The following is an 18,275-nucleotide window of genomic DNA, read 5'->3' on the forward strand; positions in this document are numbered from 1 at the left end:
AACTCCTTGCAACGGTCAGGAACCGTGTTCACGGACCAGTCGCCTTCCCCGATGACGCCTACCGGCCTCCGCCGTCCGGGCCGAACACCCGGTCGACGGCACGAGAGGCGGCATGCCCGTCGTCGAGAGGGCAGAAACGCGCGACGAAGTCCTTGTAGCGGTCGCGATAGCCGTCCATGGCGGACTCCGCGTGGCGGACCGCCTCGATGAGGTCGTCGGAGGTCTCCACAAGCGGTCCCGGGGACTCGGCCTCGAAGTCGAAGTAGAAGCCGCGCAGCCGGTCCCGGTAGTCGGCGAGGTCGTAGGTGAAGAACAGCATGGGCCGGCCGGTGTTGGCGTAGTCGAACATCACCGACGAGTAGTCGCTGATCATCACATCGGAGATCAGGTACAGCTCGGTGATGTCGGGATAGGCCGACACGTCGCGGACGAAGCCGTGCCCGTCCTCGCGGACGCCGTCCACGACGTTGGTGTGCAGCCGGACCAGCAGGACGTGGTCGTCGCCGAGCGCCGCGCGGGCCCGCTCCAGGTCGATCCGCATGTCGAACCTGTAGCGGCCGCGGCTGTAGTACTGGTCGTCGCGCCACGTCGGGGCGTACAGCACGACCCGCTTGCCCTCGGGGATGCCGAGCCGGGCCCGGACCCGCGCCGCGACCGCGTCGGCCTCCGGGCTGTGCAGCAGGTCGTTGCGCGGGTAGCCGACCTCCAGCATCTCGCCCTTGAACGCGAAAGCGCGGCGGAAGATCTCCGTACTGAACGGGTTGGGGGACAGCAGGTGGGTCCACTCGGGCAGGGAGGGCCCGGGGTCCTTCGAGCGCGACTGGAGGGCCTTCTTCATGCCGGGCGCGTAGGCGAAGTGCACCTCCTTGATGTCACCGCCGATCTTCTTGAGCGGGGTGCCGTGCCAGGTCTGCAGGACGACCTGGTCCGGGTGCCGCTGGAACGCGTCGCCCAGCCGGTGGTTCGTCACGATGTAGCGGGACGTGGCGAGCGCCTCGTGCCACTCCCTGCCGTGCAGCCGGACGGGCCGCAGCGTGCCCGGCAACTCCACCTGCGCGTCGTTGACGACCCAGAGCTGCTCCAGGTCCGAGCCCCGGCGCGTCAGCTCCTCGTGGACGGCCTTCGGGCTGTCGGAGTACTGCCTCCCGCTGAAGCAGGAGAACAGGACGGTGTCGCGCAGCCCGTCGCGGTCGGCGCGGCGGCGCGCCTCCTCCCGGTACCTGCCTCCGGCGCTCTTCTCCTCCGCCGGCACGTCGCCCGTCACCGCCACGGCGAGCCGCCCGTCGCGCGCCTCCAGGGCGTAGCCGCGCCGCGCCACCTCCACCGGTCCGGGCAGCTCGCGCTGCGCCTCCGGCGACAGCCGGACGGTCAGCGCCCGCTCGCCCGGAGGCCGGAACAGCACGTCCCACCGGCCGGGACGCAGCGGCAGGACGCCCGCGACGCCCGGCACGGCCGCGGCCGGGACGTGCCCGCGCAGCACCCCCGACTCCGGGTCGGCGACGAGGTCGAACGCGTACTCCTTGCGGTGCCACCGGCCGCGCAGCACGATCTGGCCGCCGCCGTGCGCGGGATGCGCCGCGGTCAGGACGAGCGTCCCGTCCGGCCGCCAGGCGCAGGCGTCCACGGAGAGCCGCGCCGTGGTGCGCCGGACGCGAAGGTAGCCGCCGGGCCCGCGGTCCGCGGCGACCTCCAGCGGGCCGAACGACCGCCGGGCGTCCTCGACGCCTTCGGCGAGCACCAGGGGGCGGCCCGCGACGCGGACCGTCCAGTCCCGGGTGTCGTCGATCTCCTCCGGAGGCAGCGGGGACCCTTCGAGGGCCTCCGGGGCGACGCGGGCGACGTACCGGCCGCCGGACGCGGTGACCGGCACGTCGACGCGGTCGTCGCCGAGCGTGAGCGACAGCCCGTCCGGCGCCTCGTCCGCCTCCACCTCGACGACCAGCGTGCCGTCGTCCCACGACAGCGCGACGGCCGCCGTCGCGACGCGCTCGACCTCGATGACGAGGCGGCCGTCGTCGATGCGCGGGACGACGCGCACGCCGTCGGCGACGTAGCGGTACGGCGGGTGGGCGCCGCTGCCGGAGCCGCCGCCGCGCAGCGGCCCCCGCCGGAGCACGCCCGCGTTCAGCACCGACGCCTCGACCGTCCAGACGCCCTCGACCCACGTCCCGTGGTCGCGAAGACGGCCGACGTCGAAGGCGAACTCGAAGCCGGACCAGCCCGATTTCTTGCCGGGCGCCGGCGCCTGCCGGGCCCGCGCGGTCATCTTCCGCCTGCCGGACCGCAGCGTGATCGTCTTCACCGACGTCCAGCGGCGCCGCATGCTGACGGAGTTGATGTAGGCCTCGCCGGTGACGGTGAGCCGGTCGCCGTCCCAGCCGACCGCGTGGACCCGGCCCCGCATCCGCAGCTCGCCGCGGGCCCGGTAGACCTCGCGCGGGACGTCGACCTTGGTGTCCTTCCAGTACGGGTAGACGACGTACCGGCGCAGCGGGTCGCGGACGATCGACGGCGACGCCTTCCCCCGCTCGTACCGGACGACCTTCACCAGCTCCGTCGTGTGCCCGGCCGAGGCGAGATGCCACTTCAGCCGGGTGAGCGCCGGGACGTCGGCGAGCAGCTTGGCGGGAAGCCCGGAGGCGTACCCGGCGGCCTGCGCGACGACCTGCTCGCGCTCGTCGGCGGGCAGGTCGGGCAGCGCGTCGAGGAACACCCGCAGCTCCTCGGCGGCCGCGAGGGCCTGCAACCGCCGCCGGGACCGGGTGTGGCCGTGCTCGCCGAGCCAGTCGACGGCGAGGGCGACCGCGCCGAACCCGTCCGCGATCTCCTGCGCCTCCGTCGTGGCCGCGAACCGCTCGCCCCGCCGGCGCAGGACGACGCCGGGCAGCACGTCCACGCCCGCCGCGAGGTGCAGCGCCCGCACCGCCGCCGGCAGGTCGTCGTAGCGGCCGAGGTCGGGGAACTCCAGCCCGTGCGACGTCCAGAACGACCGCCGGTACAGCTTCCCGCGGACCCCGCGCTCGCGCACCAGGTCGGGGGTCCGGCGCACGTCCGTGCCGGTGGCCGGGGCGAGGGCGGGCTCGACGGGCCGCCACACCGGCGCCCGGTCCGGCCCGCGGCGCACGGCCTCGCGGCCGATCGCGATGTCGGACCCGGACGCCTCCAGCGCCGCGGCCAGCGACGCGGCGGCGTCCTCGGGCAGCTCGTCGCCGCCGTCCACGAACAGCAGGAAGTCGCCGTCGCTCTCCGCGGCGCCGAGGCAGCGCGCCGCGCCCCGGCTGAGCGCGCCCCGCCGCACGACGCGGAACCGCTCGTCGGGCAGGACCGCCCCGGCGGCCGCGCCCGCGCCGTCGTCCATCACCAGGACCCTCAGGTCGGCGTGCGACTGGCCCGCGATCGACGCGAGGGTGCCGCCGAGCGACTCTCCGGCTCCGTGCGCGAGCACGACGACGCTGATCCTGCTGGAGGGCAAGCGACCCACTCCTTCGGGCGTGACGGGATGTGCGGGCCGGACGGCGTTGCGGCGGGGCCGGCGCCCGGCGGCCTACTGGGCCTGCGGCGGGTTCGGGATCTTCTCCCCGAGGAACATGCGGCGGACGGCGCGTTCGGCCGCGTGCCCGTCGTCCCAGGGGCAGAACCGCGCCCGGAAGTTCGCGAGGTTCTTCGCGGCGGCGTCGCTCCACGCGGCCCGGGACACGAACGCGTCGACCAGCTCGGCCTCGGTCGCGGCGACGGCGCCGGGAGGGGTCGCCATCAGGTCGAAGTTGACCCCGCGGGTGAGCCGGTAGGTCTCCCAGTCGTTCGCGTAGATCACGATCGGCCGGTCGAGGTTGGCGTAGTCGAACATCACCGAGGAGTAGTCCGTGAGCAGCGCGTCCGACGCGATCATGAGGTCCTCGACGGACGGGTGCTTGGACACGTCGATGACCCGGCCCTCCGGCCAGCCCAGGTCCGCCGCCATGTTCTTGATCTTGTAGTAGTAGTGCGCCCGCAGCAGCAGCACGTGCCCCTCGCCGAGCGCGTCCGCGACCCGCCCGATGTCGAACTGGGGCGTGTAGCGGCGCTGGTAGTCGCGGTGCGTCGGCGCGTACAGGATCGCGGTCGCGCCGTCCGGGACGCCGAGCTCGGCGCGCAGCCGGGCGCGCTCCTCCTCGCCGGCCGCGACGAGCCGGTCGTTGCGCGGGTAGCCGATCTCCAGCATCTCGTAGTCGCAGGGGAAACCGCGCTCCCACGCCTCCGTCGACAGCGGGTTGGACGACACGAGGTAGTCCCACCGGTCCGACCGGGCGATGAGGGCCTTGAAGTCCATGTCGTTGGCGCCGACCGGGTACTCCATCTGGTCGAGGCCCATCTTCTTCAGCGGCGTCCCGTGCTGCGTCATCATGTGCACCTGCCCCGGCCGCTTCACGTAGTTGTCGGGGAAGTTGACGTTGTTGACGAAGTACTTCGCGCGGGCCAGCGTCCGGTAGTAGTCGGCGGAGCCCGCCACGACGTACTCGACGCCCTCCGGCATCGTCTTGCGCGCCCCGGGCTTGACGATCCACACCGGGCGGACGTCCGGGGCCAGCTCGCGGACCTTCTCGTAGATCGCCGCCGGGTTGCAGGCGTACCCGCGGTACCAGTACGCGCCGAAGACGGCGAGGTCCTCCTCGATCGGGAGGCGCCGCTGCATCTGGTAGTAGCGCTCCTTGGCGAGCTCCTTGCCCAGCAGCACGCCGCGCCTGCGGATCTTGGCGGCCTTCCCGGCCCGGCTCCTCGTCTTGTCCTTGGCCTCGGCGGCGCGGACCCGCTCGAAGCCCCGGTGGTCGCCCGCCTTGATCATCTGGTGCTTGTCGGCGAGGAACGGCTTGTCGTCCGGCGGGACGTGCCCCGCGGGCTCGTACTTGCCGTACGTCTTCGACATCTCCGCGAAGAACCGCGCCTTCTCCGACTCGTGCACGCGGTCGGGGCGCTCGAGGATGACGAGCAGGTGCCAGATCGTCCGGTCGAACATCAGCGGGCGGAACGGGTCGGCCTTCGCCCCCATCGCGTCCATGAACTCGAAGATGCGGTCGTACTGCGCGAACGCGTCGAAGTGCTTGGCGCTCGCGGTCTTGGTGATCGCCCCGCGGCGGCGCTGCCGGTAGATGTAGCAGACCCGGTCCAGCAGGCTCAGGCGCTCGGCGGCCATCAGGATCGGGTAGGTGACGTTGACGTCCTCGTAGTAGCCGCCGCTGAAGCGCAGCCCGAGGTCGAGCAGGAACTCGCGGCGGATCGCCTTGTTCCACGCCGTCATCATCATCTCGAGGACGCTCGGCCGCTCGGCGAGGGTGAACACGTCCGGCGCCGGCGGCTCGCGGAACAGGTGGTTGATGATGCTGCGCTTGACCTTGCCGTTCCAGTAGGACCGGGCGTAGTCGAAGACCAGGACGTCGGGGCGGGTCTCGGCGAGCCGGTCGCAGATCGCGCGGACGGCGCCCTCGGTCGCGTGGTCGTCGCTGTCGAAGAACCAGACGTAGTCGCCGGTCGCCATGTCGAGCCCGATGTTGCGCGCCCGGCCGAGCCCGACGTTCTCCTCGAGGTGCCGGACCTTGACGCGCGGGTCGCGCTCGGCGAACTCGTCGAGGATCTCGCCGCAGCCGTCCGGTGAGCGGTCGTCGACGGCGATGACCTCGAGATGGGGAAGGTCCGGATCGAGGATGGAATCAAGGCATTGCCGGATGTACCCCTGCACTTTGTGCACGGGCACGATGATGCTCAGGGAAATATCGTGATCAGAGCTCACGCGAAGGCCAATCAACTACTCGGTGATTCTGGACTATACCCACGGGTCGGGTTCGAACCTCAGGTCCTGCCGTGCGCGGGCCGCAGGAGCCACCGCGCGTCGGGCTCGACCGCCCACCGGGTGAGCCGCCGTACGGGCGCGGTGGCCAGGACGACGCCGAGCGCCACGGCCGCCACGGTGACCGAGACGATGCCCGACGGGCCGTGCAGGACTGGCTTGTCCAGCATGCCGGTGTAATCGAACGTCTTCATGACGAGTCCGTGCAGCAGGTACACGTACATCGTCCGCGTCCCCATCTCGGTGTACCAGGACCGTCCGCGCGGGATGCACGCGAGGAAGGCCGCACCGAGGAGAACGGCGAAGGCGAGGGCCACGAACCGCCACATCATGCCTTCGGCGGTGCCGAAGCCCATGGCATCGTAACCCTGGTTCCAGTAGAGCAGACCGCTGTCGATCTTCGGGACGACGGTGCCGAGCTCCCAGACGTAGGCGACGGGGAGGGCGGCGGCCAGTACCGCGAACCCGGCCCACCTCGCCCAGCGGCCGCGCAGGCGCCGCACGTGCTCCGGGTCGACGGTCAGCCCGAGGACGAAGAGCGGCAGCAGGCCCGCGGTCCGGCTGAGCGTGGAGTCGGCGGTGAACGCCCAGCTCCCGCCGACGAGGGCGAACGCGACCGAGACGGCCACCGGATGGCGCAGGTGCCCCCACAGCGGCGCGCTCAGCCGCCAGAACACGAGCGCCACGAGGAACCACATCAGGAAGTGCGGCCGGAAGAGTTCGCTCAACCGGAACGGCACCCCGTTGATGAGGATCAATTGCGCCCGGTAGAGCAGGATGAAGATGACATAGGGGACGACGAGCGTCGGGAGAACGCTCCGGAACTTGTCCGTCGAGCGCATGAATCCGCGTGCGAAATAGCCGGAGATGAAAACGAATACCGGCATATGAAAAGCGTAGAGGACGACATATGCGGCATGTGCCGCACGGCTGTCCCCGAACTGGGACCAGAAGTGCCCGACCACGACCAGCACGGCCGTGAAGAACTTGGCGTTGTCGAAGTAGGCGTCCCGGGCGCGCGAGGCGGGCTTCGGCGGCGCCGGGCCGGGCGCGGGACGCGGAGCGGGGACGGGCGGCGCCGCGGGCACGGCGAGCGCACTGCCCGTGGCGGGAGGCGCACTGCCCGTGGCGGGTGGCGGGGTCGGGAGGACGTCGGTCATATCTCCGGGGGGTCGGGTCTCAGCGGGAGCGGGCGTCAGCGGGAGCGGGCGGGCCTTCTCAGGGGGGTGAAGACCCACATCATCTTCGGTTCCAGGGCCCAGCTCATCGTCCGCACGACGGGCTTGGAGCATAGGAACGTTCCGACCACCAGGGCGCCGACGACCACGATGCCCACCCCGGTCGGGGTGTGCATCCAGTCGGCGCCCCACCAGCCGGTGAAGTTGAGCAGCCGGGTCACGAACCCGTGCAGCAGGTACGCGTACAGCGTGTAGGAGCCGAGAGAGGTGAACCAGTACCGCTTGCGCGGGATGAGGCTGAGGAAGGCGGCGACGAAGACGACCGCCGCGGCGAACATCGCGATCCGCACCACGGTGCCGGTGAGGTTGCCGACGTGGAGTTCGAAGTTCGCGTGCTTCCAGTAGATCCAGCTCCGCGACATGTGGTCCATGACGAGGTAGCTGCCGGCGAGGCCGGCGGCGAGCACCAGCGCGCCGATCGGCCGTGCGATCGGCTTCTTCAGCAGCTCGAAGTGCTGCGGCTTCAGCGTGAGCCCGAGGACGTAGAAGGGCAGCAGCCCGATCACCCGGTGGATGTCGAACGTCCCGCCGAGGTCGCTCATGTACGACAGCAGCGCGAACACCGTCGCCACGGCGAGCGGCCAGCGGATCTGCTGCCAGACCGGGGTGGACAGGCGCCACATGAACAGCGCGCAGAGGAACCACGTCAGGTAGTACGGGTTCAGCAGGCTGATCTCGAGGTGGTTGCGGCCCGCGAGCCAGTCGTAGATCGAGTAGGCGAACTCGAACACCACGTACGGGACCCCGACGTTGGTGATCAGTTTGCGGGCCTTGCCGCCGGCGAACGTCCAGTTCCGGGAGAAGTAGCCGGTGATCACGATGAACAGCGGCATGTGGAACAGGTAGATGAACAGGTACAGGCCCTTGGCCAGCGGGACGTTCAGCAGGTTGGCCAGGGAGTGCCCCGCCACCACCAGCAGGATCGCGAAGTACTTGGCGTTGTCGAAGAACGGGTCGCGTACCTTGCGCGCGGCGGCCTGCGGGGCCGGGCTCCCGGAGGGGGCGGTGCCCGCGGCGTCCGGCGGCCTCGCCCCGGGGGGCGCCGCCGCGTCCGTGGGGGACGGCCGTTCGGTCCGCTGTGCCGCGTCGGCCTCTGAGGGCCTGGTGGTGTAGGTCATACGGCTGCCCGGTCAGCTCTCCTTGCAGATGTCGTCGCTGGCGCGGATCTCACCCTGCTGCTTCGGGATGCCGGCGCCGGCGCTCTTGAGGTTGGTCCAGTCCTGGCCGACGATCAGGTCGACGAGCCCCGGCGTGCCGCCCGTGGTGCGCGCCGCGGCCTGCGGCTTGCTCGGGATCAGCGCGGTCAGGGTCTGCGCCTGCTGGTCGGCTCCGGCACCGTACATCACCTTCGTGACGGTCGTGGGCGCGGGGGCGTTCCCGCCGACGGTGACCTGGAAGCCCTGCGACTCCAGGTCGCTGGCGACGCGCCCGGCCTGGCCGTCGATGCCGCTGCCGTTGTAGACCCGCACGCGCACCTGGCTCGGCGGGATCTTCGTGGCGCCCGGCTTGGGCTCCTTCGGCACGGTCTTGTCGTTGCGGACGGCGGAGAAGAACGGCTGGGCGGCGGTCGTGAGCGCCACCCGGTTCGGGTCCAGCGGGTCGGGCCCGGACGGGACGGTCACGAACCGGAGCTTGCCGGTGGTCATGCCCTGCATCTCCTTGCCGATGTCCATCATGACCTGCGGCGTCAGCTCCTTGTCGGTGGTGAGCGACTTGGTCACGGCGTTCATCAGCTGGAGCATGCGCCGGGGGTTGCTGAGCACGCCGGCGCTCATCGCCTGGCCGGCCAGGGAGCCCATGAACTTCTGCTGGCGCTTGATGCGGTCGGTGTCGGAGCCGTCGCCGAGGCCGTGCCGCACGCGCACGTACGCCAGCGCCGTCTCACCCTTGATCTTGTGCTTGCCCCGGCTCAGCTTGAGCTTGGACTTGGGGTCGTTCACGTCCTTGGGCAGGCACACCGGGACGCCGCCGACGGCGCTGGTGATGGCCTTGAACCCGTTGAAGTCGACCTGCATGAAGTGGTCGATGCGGATGTTGGAGATGCTCTCGATCGTCTTGATGACGCAGGCCGCGCCGCCGTTGCTGAACGCCGAGTTGATCTGCGCCCGGGTCTGCGCCGGGATCGTCCCGCCCTTGCGGCTCTTGCAGGACGGCATCCGGACCATGAGGTCGCGGGGGAAGCTGATGCCCATCGCCTGGCCGCCGCCCGGGGACAGGTGCAGCAGGATCATCGTGTCCGAGCGCGGCACCTCGTTCTTCATCGAGCGGCCGTACTTGGAGTTCGCGCCCTCACGGGTGTCGGACCCGAGCATCAGGATGTTCATCGCGCTGTTCAGCTTCTTCGGCCGGTTGGGGCCGAGCTGGGCGTTGACGTCCTCGTGCGAGATGTTCCCGAACGCCTGGCGGTACAGGCCGTAGGCGGTGAGAGAGCCGACCACCATGACCGCCGACAGTCCGATGCACACCCAGCCGAGGATGCGCCAGCCGCGTCGCGGCGCCGGCTGCGGGTCGGCGTCGTCGACGTACTCCATGTACATCGGGTTGCTGTTCATCGGCTCCGAGGTCCGGGGGTATGGGCGGTTCCGGGGGTCCGGGGGCGTCCCCCGGGAGGGGGGCCGGCCCATGGCTCATGGTCGAACGGACGGGACGAGGGCAAGGGAAGCGTAGGTCAGGGGAGGCGGTGCACGGAGCCGGATTCGTCATTCGGTCCGGGCGTACCGGCCACCACCGTCACATGCTCCACGGTCAGGCGACGATCTAGGGCGGCTTTGTCAAAGTTTCGTTGGATTATGACGGAAGCACCCGAGGCTAGTGGTGCGAGAAGGCAGGTCAGTACCCCGTCGAGTGTGGTGAAGGACATGTCAACCAGGAGCCGGTCGCGTGCGTCCAGCTCCCATTTCTCAACGGCCCCGCGCGCGGCGCCCACCAGCTCCGCCGCAGTGAATGTGGTCTTTGTCACACTCAACGCGGGGGCCTCCGGCGCCGCCTCCGGGCCCGGGTCGAATCGGTCTCCGTACGCGCGCACCTCCGCCGCGTAGTCGGTCACGCCGGGCGGGCAGTCGGCGAGCGGGCCGCCGAGCGCGTGCAGCGACAGGCCGACGATCTCCTCGGCCCCTCCTGCGAGCACGTCGTCCGCGAGCACGTCGTCCAGCACCTCCTGCGCCGCCGCCAGGATGTACGGCCCGGACGCCCCGGCCGGTTCGGCGCCGCCGCGACCGAACTCCTCCGGATCGACCGGCTCGGCGACCAGACCGGCCGACCAGCAGGCCATCAGCCACACCGCGGTCTGCCAGTGCGGCGGCAGGACCAGGACGACGCGGGTCCCCGGCTCGGCGGCGAGGCCGTCCACCAGGAAGTTCGCCGTCTTGGCCACCCAGTTCCCGAACGTCCGCGCGGACAGCTCGACCCGCTCGCCGCGCGCGTCGTCGTAGAAGGTGACCAGCGGGCGGGACGGATCGTCCGCGACCCGCCTCCGCAGCAGCTCCGCGGGCGTGTCCGCGGCCCCGGCATGTGCGCTCATGGTCCGAGCGTATGCCCGCATGATCGTCGTGGCGCCGCCATCGCGCCGATGCCGCTACGCTCCGCACGGGTGAAGGACGGAACAGTGGCGGGCGGGCGCCGCGGCGGCGGGCACCACGACCGCGAGCGCCGCGACGGCGAGCACGGGGCGGAATCATGAACGCTGGTCGGCTGCTCGTCCGCGCGACCGCGGCCCCGGCGCTGGTCCTCGTCGCGTGGCTGGCGGTGTCGCTGCCGCTGCTGATGGCGGGCGTGTTCCGCCCGGCCCCGGCCGTCGCGCTGTTCGTGCCGGTCGCGGCCCTGGTGCTGTGGCTCGGCCTGCGCACCCGCCCGGGCGACGACCCCGGCGGGCGCCCGGGGAGCCTGAACGCCCCGGGCGGCCTCGACGCGGTGCAGCGCTGGCCGGTGTGGTCGGTGTTCGCCGTCACCGCCGCGTTCCTGGTGCTCCAGGTCGTCATGTGCGCCGAGCAGGTCGTCGTCCGCCGCGACCCCGCGTCCTACGTCCAGTTCGCGACGTGGCTGGCGAAGCACGGCTCGCTGCCGATCCCGCTGTCGGAGGCGGCGTTCGGCGGCCCCGACGCGGTCCTGAACTTCGCGAGCCCCGCCTTCTACCAGGACGGCGGGGCCGTCGTCCCGCAGTTCATGGCCGGATGGCCGCTCGTGCTGGCGCCGGCCGGATGGGTCGGCGGCGCCCACGGGATGGTGATGATGGCGCCGGTGCTCGGCGCGTGCTGCGTGCTGTCGTTCGCCGGGCTCGTGGCGCGCCTCGTCGGCCCCCGCTGGGCGCCCGCGGGGGCGCTGCTGCTGGCGCTGACGCTGCCGATGCTCTACGTCTCCCGCAACACCTTCAGCGAGCTGCCCGCCATCGTCCTGCTGCTGGGCGGCCTGTCGCTGATGTACGACGTCCGCCGGGAGCCCCGCGACGGGCGCGTCGCCGGCGCCAAGGCGCTCCTCGCCGGGGCCGCGCTCGGGCTGATCGTGCTCGTCCGCATCGACGGGCTGCGGGACGTCCTGCCGGTGGTGGCGTTCGCGGGCCTGCTGGTCGCGCGCAGGCGCGCGGCCGGCTACTGGACGGCCGGTGGCCTGCTGCTCGGCGCGGGCGCCGGCGTGGTCGAGGGCTTCACGATGTCCCGGCCCTACCTGTCCTACCTCCGGACGTCGCTCGTGCCGCTGCTGGCCATCTCCGCGGCCGTGCTCGTCGCGACCGTCCTGCTGGTCGCGGCGCTGCGCTGGGACCCGGCGGGGGCCCGGCTGCGCCGCGCCGGCGCGGCGGTCGCGCGCGGCCGCCTGCCGGGCGCCGCCGCCGTCCTCACCGTGCTGGTGCTGGCGGCCTTCGCGGCCCGGCCACTGGTGCAGACGGTCCGCCGCCCGCCCGCGACCGGCGACGACGCGATGAACGTCCGGTTCATCGAGATGATCCAGAAGATCCAGGCCCTCCCGGTCGACGGCACCCGGCAGTACTCGGAGCTGTCGCTGTACTGGGTCCTCTGGTACGTCGGCGTCCCCGCGCTGCTGTTCGCCGCGTTCGGCGCGGCGCTGCTGGTGCGGCGGCTGCTGCGCGGGCAGTCCCCGGAATGGCTGCTGCCCTACGCGATGGTCGTCTGGACGACCGCGCAGGTGCTGGTCCGTCCCGGGATCACGCCCGACCATCCGTGGGCGTCCCGCCGGCTGATCGGCCTCGTCATCCCCGGCCTGCTGTTGTTCACCGTGTTCGCGTCGGCCTGGACGGTCAAGCGCGTCCGGCGGCTCGGCTACGGGCCGCGGGTGGTGCGGACGGGCACGGTCGCCGGTGTCGTGCTGATGCTGGTGCCGATCCTGCTGACGTCCGGCGGCTACCTGGTCACCCGCACCGAGCAGGGCGAGGTCGCCGCCGTGGACGGGATGTGCCGCGCGCTGCCTCCGCGCGCCTCCGTCGTGATGGTCGAGCAGTCCACCGCCGACCGGTTCCTCCAGGTCGTCCGCGGCGAGTGCGGGGTGCCCGCCGCGCGCACCGCCGGCTCCGCGTCGCCCGAGGACGTGCGGCGCGTCGCCGCCGGGGCGCACCGGGCCGGGCGGCGTCCGGTGATCATGGCGGCGAAGCCCGAGCAGGTCGCCCCGTACGGGACCCCGCGGCAGGTGCTGCACCTGGTGACGCGGCAGGACGGGCGCACGCTCACCGGCCCGCCCGGCGGCACCTGGGGGCTGACGATGGACGTGTGGACGGCCGAGCCCGCGCGGCCGTAAGGCCGCCGATGCGCGCGGGGGCGAGTATCCTCGCGCTGCGTGAGCACCCAGTCTGTCGAGCCGAAGTCCCAGCCGCCCGCCGATGTGGAGCCCGCGCCCGTGCCGGGCCCGGCGCCCGCGCCCGGTCCGCCGGCCGCGTCCGACAGCGTCCACGTCACGATCGTCCTGCCCTGCTACAACGAGCAGGACCACGTGATCGACGAGATCGAGCGCATCTGCAAGGCGATGGACGGCAGCGGCAAGACCTACGAGCTGCTGGCCGTCGACGACTGCTCGACGGACGCGACGCTCGCCCGGCTGGAGGAGGCGGCGCCCCGCTTCCCGAACATGCGGATCATGGCGTTCCAGCACAACAGCGGGTCGGGCACCGTCCGGCGCATCGGCTCCCAGCAGGCCCGCGGCGACATCGTCGTGTGGACCGACGCCGACATGTCCTACCCGAACGAGCGGATCCCCGAGCTGGTCGAGGTCCTCGACACCGACCCGGCCGTCGACCAGGTCGTCGGGGCGCGCACCACCGAGGAGGGGACGCACAAGGCGCTGCGGGTGCCCGCCAAGTGGTTCATCCGCAAGGTCGCCGAGCGGCTCACCAACACCAAGATCCCCGACCTGAACTCGGGGCTGCGCGCGTTCCGCCGCGAGGTGTCGCTGCCGTACCTGCGGCTGCTGCCGCCCGGGTTCTCCTGCGTCACGACGATCACCATCGCGTTCCTGTCGAACCAGCACCCGGTCCGGTACATGCCGATCGACTACGCCAAGCGGGCCGGCAAGTCGAAGTTCCACTTCACCAAGGACGCCTACCGCTACATCCTGCAGGTGCTGCGGATGGTGATGTACTTCAACCCGCTCAAGGTGCTGATGCCGCCCGCGCTGTGGCTGATCGTGATCGGGCTGCTCAAGGGCGTGTTCGACATGGTGGTGCACTTCGGCTACTTCGCCAACAACACCATCATGATCTTCGTGACGGGGTTGATCATCGCCTCGCTGGCGCTGCTGGCCGACCTGATCGTCCGCTCGCGCGGCGACGTCTAGCGGCATGCGCGTCGCGATCGTCGGGCCCGCGTTCCCCTACAAGGGCGGCGGCGCCCGGCACACCACCGAGCTGGCGCACCGGCTGGCGGCCGCCGGCCACGACGTCGTCATCGAGTCGTGGCGGGCTCAGTACCCCTCGTTCCTGTACCCGGGCCAGCAGACGATCTCCGAGCCGGAGGGGGAGCCGTTCCCCGGCACCCGGCGCCGGCTCGACTGGCGCCGCCCGGACGGCTGGTGGCGCACCGGCCGCGCGCTGCGGTCGTGCGACCTGGTCGTCCTGGTGGTGCTGAGCACCGTCCAGGTGCCGTCCTACCTGGGGATCCTCGCCGGGCTCGGGGGCCGGACCCCGGTGGTGGCGCTGTGCCACAACGTCCTGCCGCACGAGCGCAAGTCCTACGACGAGCCGCTGATGAGGCGCCTGCTGCGGAAGGTGGACGGCGTGCTCGTCCACACCGAGGCCCAGGCCGGCCTGGCGCGGGGGCTCACCCCGCGGCCGGTGCGGGTCGCGGAGATGGCCGCGCACCTGCCCGCGGCCGGCGCCGCCGCGCCCGGCGACGGGAAGGTGCGCCGGCGGCTGCTGTTCTTCGGGATCGTCCGCCCGTACAAGGGCCTGGACGTCCTGCTGCGCGCCCTCGCCGAGGGCCCGGACGACGTGGCCCTGACCGTCGCGGGCGAGTTCTGGGGCGGCCTCGACGAGACCCGGGAGCTGGTCGGCTCGCTGGACCTGGCGTCCAGGGTGGAGCTGCGGCCCGGGTACGTCCCGGCGGCCGACATCCCGGGGCTGTTCGCCGCGGCCGACGCGCTCGTCATGCCCTACCGGTCGGCGACGTCGTCGCAGAACGTGTGGATGGCCCACGAGCACGGCCTCCCGGTGATCGCCACCGATGTGGGCGGGTTCGCCGGGCAGATCCGCGACGGTGTGGACGGCCTGGTCTGCGCGCCGGACGACGTGCCCGCGCTCGCCGGCGCCCTCCGCCGCTTCTACGAGCCGGGGGAGCCGGAGCGACTGCGCTCCGGCGTCCGCCCGGTCGACCACGGCCCGGTGTGGGCCGCCTACCTCGACGCGCTCACAGGTGCGGTTCGATGACCTTCATCAGGGCGCGCTTCGGCTTGGCGCCGACGATCTGCTCCACGACCTCGCCGTTCTTGAGGAGCAGCAGGGTCGGCAGCCCCATCACGCCGTACTTGCCCGGCGTCTGCGGGTTCGCGTCGTAGTCCATCTTCGCGATCTTGATCTTGCCGTCCTGCTCGGCGGCGATCTGCTCCAGCACCGGAGCGATCATGCGGCACGGCCCGCACCAGTCGGCCCAGAAGTCGACCAGCACGGGAGTGTCACTGCTCAGGACCTCGTCCGCGAACGTCGCGTCGGTCACGGTGATCGGGGCCGTCACGGTCCCTCCTTCGTAGGCTGCGTGCCTGTCGTGGGCTGCGTACCCGTCACAAGCTCCTTGGACCGCGGTTCATTCCCGGGTCCCGGGGCCGTCCTGCCCAGCAGGAACGCCGCGCCCGCGATCAGCAGGTCGGCGGCGGTCAGCAGCACCCGGGACGCGATCGCGACCACGACCGGCGCGCCCGCCGGGAGCACCGGCGTCAGCACGACCGTCAGCGCCGCCTCCCGGGCCCCGATGCCGCCCGGCGCGATGAAGACGAGGAAGCCGGCCACGAACGCCAGCGCGTACGCCCCGGTCGCCAGGAACGGCAGCCCCTTGCCGTCGCCGCCCACGGCCGCGCACAGGAGCCAGGTGTGCAGGCCGAACAGGGCCCAGCCGAGGACCGTCCACCCGACGGCCCTGAGCGTCGCGCCCAGGCTGACCGGGTGCTCCAGCGGCGGCCGCCGCACGAGCCTGAGCATCACGCCGAGCGCCCAGCTCACGATCCTCGGGTGCAGCATGGCCAGCAGGACGGGCGCCAGGAGGAACAGGTACCAGTACTCCCGGCGCGCCGCCGCGGACGTCAGCGGCAGCGTCACCGCCGCGACCGCGAGCCCGCACGAGGTGGACGTCGCGACCGCGAGCATCGTCGAGCCGAAGCTGCGCTCGGGCGGCACCTTGTGCTCGCGCGTCATCTCGATCTGGGTGACCAGCGCCCACACCTTGCCCGGGACGTACTTGCCGAGCTGGCTGATCCCCGAGATCCGGAAGACGGCCCGCACCGGCAGCGGCGACCCGAGGCCGGCGAGGAACTCCCGCCAGCCGAGCATCCAGACGAAGAGCCCCGCCAGGCCGGCGGCGAGCGCCCCGGCGAGCGTCGCCCACGACATCTGCCGGAACGCGTCCACGGCGGCGTCCCACTGGGACGCGACGCTGTAGCCGCAGAACGCGAGCGCGAGCAGGACCAGGAGCACGCGCAGGCCCCGGACGGCGACGACCTTCATCTTCACGCGCCCAGCGTAGGCGAACGTGACCTCGCGGCCGTCCGCTCCGCCTAGAGTTGGGTGGCGATGAAGATTTCGGATGTGGTCGCCTTCATGGGGCACCAGGTGCACGTGTGCCGGTACCGCGAGGCGGGGACGCTGCTCGACTGGATGGGGCGCGACCTGCGCGGCAAGCGGGTCCTCGACGTCGCGGGCGGTGACGGCTACTGGGCCGGCCGCGCGCGCCGGCGCGGCGCCGACGCCGTCTCGATCGACCTGGCCCGCGGCAAGATGGTCTACGGGCGGACGCTCGCGCACGCCCCGGCGCTGATCGAGTGCGACGCGCTGCGGCTGCCGTTCGCCGACGGCTCCTTCGACGCGGTCCTGTCGGTCTGCGCGATCGAGCACTTCGACGACGGCGGCAGGTCGCTGGACGAGATGGCGCGCGTCCTCAAGCCCGGCGGTGAGATCTTCATGTCCGCCGACGTGCTGAGCCGTGCCGACGCCTGGCCGAAGCTGCGCGACGCGCACAAGGCCAAGTACCACGTCCAGCACACCTACACCCACGACAGCCTGAGCAAGCTGATGGACGAGCGCGGCCTGGACCTCGTCGGCCACAGCTACCAGTTCCGCACGGCCGCCACCGAGCGCCTCTACCTGTCCCTCTCCACCTACGGCGGCAAGGTCGGCTTCAACGCGGCCGCTCCGCTCACGCCGCTCGTCGCCCTCGCCGACCGCGCCGCGCCGAACGAGCGCGGCAGCATCGTCCTGGTCCGGGCCCGGAAAAGAGCGCCGGGCGCGTAAGAGGTGGCCGTGTGGGGAGGGCCCCTCACGATGAATCGCGTGGAACGAGATCCGGCGAGTTGGCGCCTTCCGGGCGTACGCTCGGAGGGTAAAGGGTGATCTACGCCACCGCGCGCTGGATGGGGGAGTGGACCGTGGCGCCTCGGATTCTGCTCGACGCCACCGCCGTGCCCGCCGACCGCGGCGGGCTCGGCCGGTACGTGGACGGGCTGCTGTGCGCCCTGCACCGGCAGGGCGCCGACCTCGCCGTCGCCTGCCAGCGTGCGGACGCCGAACGCTATGAGGGCCTGGCCCCCGGCGCGCAGGTCGTCGCCGGCCCGGCGACGCTCTCGCACCGCGCCACCCGGCTCGCCTGGGAGCAGTCGGGCCTGCCGCACGTGGCCCGGCGCGTCGCCGCCGACGTCATCCACCTGCCCACCTACACGATGCCGGTGAGCGCCGGCCTGCCGACCGTGGTGACGATCCACGACGTCACCCTGTTCGCCGAGCCGGAGCTGCACGACCCGGTGCGCACCTCCTACATCAAGTCCGCGACCCGCACCGCGGCCCGCCGCGCGACCCGGCTGATCGCCCCGTCCCGCGCGACGCGCGACGAGCTGGTCCGCATCCTCGGCGCCGACCCGTCCCACATCGACGTCGCCTACCACGGCGTCGACCACGAGGTCTTCCACCGGCCGTCCGAGCCGGAGGTCAAGCACGTCTCCGACCGCCTCGGCCTGCACGGCCGCCCCTACATCGCCTACCTGGGCGCGCTGGAGCCGCGCAAGAACGTCCCGAACCTGATCCGCGGCTGGGTGCGGGCCTGCGCCGGCCGCGAGGACGCCCCGGCGCTCGTCCTCGCGGGCAGCGGCGGCTGGGACGACGAGATCGACGCGGCCCTCGCCACCGTCCCGCTGGAGCTGCGCGTCCTGCGCCCCGGCTACCTGCCCTGGCCCGCCCTGCCCGGCTTCTTCGGCGGCGCCCTGGTCGTCGCGCTCCCGAGCCGCGGCGAGGGCTTCGGACTGCCCGTCCTGGAGGCCATGTCCTGCGGCGCGCCGGTCCTGACCACCCACCGGGGCCCCCTCCCCGAGGTCGGCGGCGAGGCGGTCGCCTACACCGAGCCCGACCCGGACGGCATCGGCGCCGCCCTCACCGCGCTGATCGACGACCCGGCCCGCCGCGCCGAGCTCGCCGACGCCGCCCACACCCGCTCCGAGCGGTTCTCCTGGTCGGCGTCCGCGGAGGCGCACATGGCCTCCTACCAGCGCGCCGTGGACCAGTACGCCGCCGCACGCACCCACTAGGC

General features: G+C 72.3%; 13 protein-coding genes. 5 read left to right on the forward strand and 8 right to left on the reverse strand.

Annotation, left to right across the window (positions count from 1 at the left end; all coding sequences use genetic code 11):
• Positions 1-58 precede the first annotated feature (58 nt).
• The 6 genes from AB0C84_RS17095 to AB0C84_RS17120 form a co-directional block, all read right to left on the reverse strand.
• Complete coding sequence (locus AB0C84_RS17095; protein WP_361066769.1) at positions 59-3,472, reverse strand: CDP-glycerol:glycerophosphate glycerophosphotransferase; 3,414 nt, start codon at positions 3,470-3,472, stop codon at positions 59-61.
• A 72-nt stretch (positions 3,473-3,544) separates the two neighbouring features.
• The gene (locus AB0C84_RS17100; RefSeq protein ID WP_361066772.1) at positions 3,545-5,764 is read right to left on the reverse strand and encodes a bifunctional glycosyltransferase family 2 protein/CDP-glycerol:glycerophosphate glycerophosphotransferase; all 2,220 of its coding nucleotides are present in this window, start codon (positions 5,762-5,764) and stop codon (positions 3,545-3,547) included.
• Between the two features lie 59 nt (positions 5,765-5,823).
• Positions 5,824-6,981 (reverse strand): acyltransferase family protein, encoded by a 1,158-nt coding sequence (locus AB0C84_RS17105; RefSeq protein ID WP_361066775.1) that lies wholly within the window; start codon positions 6,979-6,981, stop codon positions 5,824-5,826.
• Between the two features lie 35 nt (positions 6,982-7,016).
• Complete coding sequence (locus AB0C84_RS17110; RefSeq protein WP_361066778.1) at positions 7,017-8,177, reverse strand: acyltransferase family protein; 1,161 nt, start codon at positions 8,175-8,177, stop codon at positions 7,017-7,019.
• A gap of 12 nt (positions 8,178-8,189) precedes the next feature.
• Positions 8,190-9,611 carry an LCP family protein gene (locus AB0C84_RS17115; RefSeq protein WP_339155391.1) on the reverse strand — a complete coding sequence of 474 codons (1,422 nt, stop codon included), beginning with the start codon at positions 9,609-9,611 and terminating at the stop codon, positions 8,190-8,192.
• A 116-nt stretch (positions 9,612-9,727) separates the two neighbouring features.
• Positions 9,728-10,579 carry a TIGR03089 family protein gene (locus AB0C84_RS17120; RefSeq protein WP_361066782.1) on the reverse strand — a complete coding sequence of 284 codons (852 nt, stop codon included), beginning with the start codon at positions 10,577-10,579 and terminating at the stop codon, positions 9,728-9,730.
• A gap of 155 nt (positions 10,580-10,734) precedes the next feature.
• On the opposite strand from AB0C84_RS17120, the gene AB0C84_RS17125 reads away from it, so the two are divergent.
• The 3 genes from AB0C84_RS17125 to AB0C84_RS17135 all read left to right on the forward strand — a co-directional run bounded on the left by AB0C84_RS17125 (position 10,735) and on the right by AB0C84_RS17135 (position 14,920).
• Positions 10,735-12,801 carry a hypothetical protein gene (locus AB0C84_RS17125; RefSeq protein ID WP_361066785.1) on the forward strand — a complete coding sequence of 689 codons (2,067 nt, stop codon included), beginning with the start codon at positions 10,735-10,737 and terminating at the stop codon, positions 12,799-12,801.
• Positions 12,802-12,900: 99 nt separating this feature from the next.
• The gene (locus AB0C84_RS17130; RefSeq protein WP_179849657.1) at positions 12,901-13,833 is read left to right on the forward strand and encodes a glycosyltransferase family 2 protein; all 933 of its coding nucleotides are present in this window, start codon (positions 12,901-12,903) and stop codon (positions 13,831-13,833) included.
• 4 nt (positions 13,834-13,837) lie between these two features.
• Complete coding sequence (locus tag AB0C84_RS17135; RefSeq protein ID WP_361066789.1) at positions 13,838-14,920, forward strand: glycosyltransferase family 4 protein; 1,083 nt, start codon at positions 13,838-13,840, stop codon at positions 14,918-14,920.
• Here the strand turns inward: AB0C84_RS17135 and trxA are convergent.
• Complete coding sequence (trxA, locus tag AB0C84_RS17140) at positions 14,901-15,224, reverse strand: thioredoxin (RefSeq protein WP_179837481.1); 324 nt, start codon at positions 15,222-15,224, stop codon at positions 14,901-14,903. The genes AB0C84_RS17135 and trxA overlap by 20 nt on opposite strands.
• A complete protein-coding gene (locus AB0C84_RS17145) occupies positions 15,221-16,207 on the reverse strand; it encodes a lysylphosphatidylglycerol synthase transmembrane domain-containing protein (protein ID WP_361066961.1) in 987 nt (328 codons plus the stop codon). The genes trxA and AB0C84_RS17145 overlap by 4 nt, the downstream gene beginning before the upstream one ends.
• Before the next feature lie 66 nt (positions 16,208-16,273).
• Between AB0C84_RS17145 and AB0C84_RS17150 the strand changes: the two genes are divergently transcribed.
• Together AB0C84_RS17150 and AB0C84_RS17155 are read left to right on the forward strand one after the other, a co-directional pair.
• Positions 16,274-16,990, forward strand: a complete 717-nt coding sequence (locus tag AB0C84_RS17150; RefSeq protein ID WP_179846156.1) for a class I SAM-dependent methyltransferase — start codon at positions 16,274-16,276, stop codon at positions 16,988-16,990.
• Positions 16,991-17,124: 134 nt separating this feature from the next.
• Entirely contained in the window at positions 17,125-18,273 is a 1,149-nt protein-coding gene (locus AB0C84_RS17155) for a glycosyltransferase family 1 protein (RefSeq protein ID WP_361066793.1), read from the forward strand.
• Positions 18,274-18,275: the final 2 nt, after the last annotated feature.

The organism is Actinomadura sp. NPDC048955 (assembly GCF_040649435.1).
Classification (GTDB): Bacteria; Actinomycetota; Actinomycetes; order Streptosporangiales; family Streptosporangiaceae; genus Spirillospora; species Spirillospora luteofluorescens.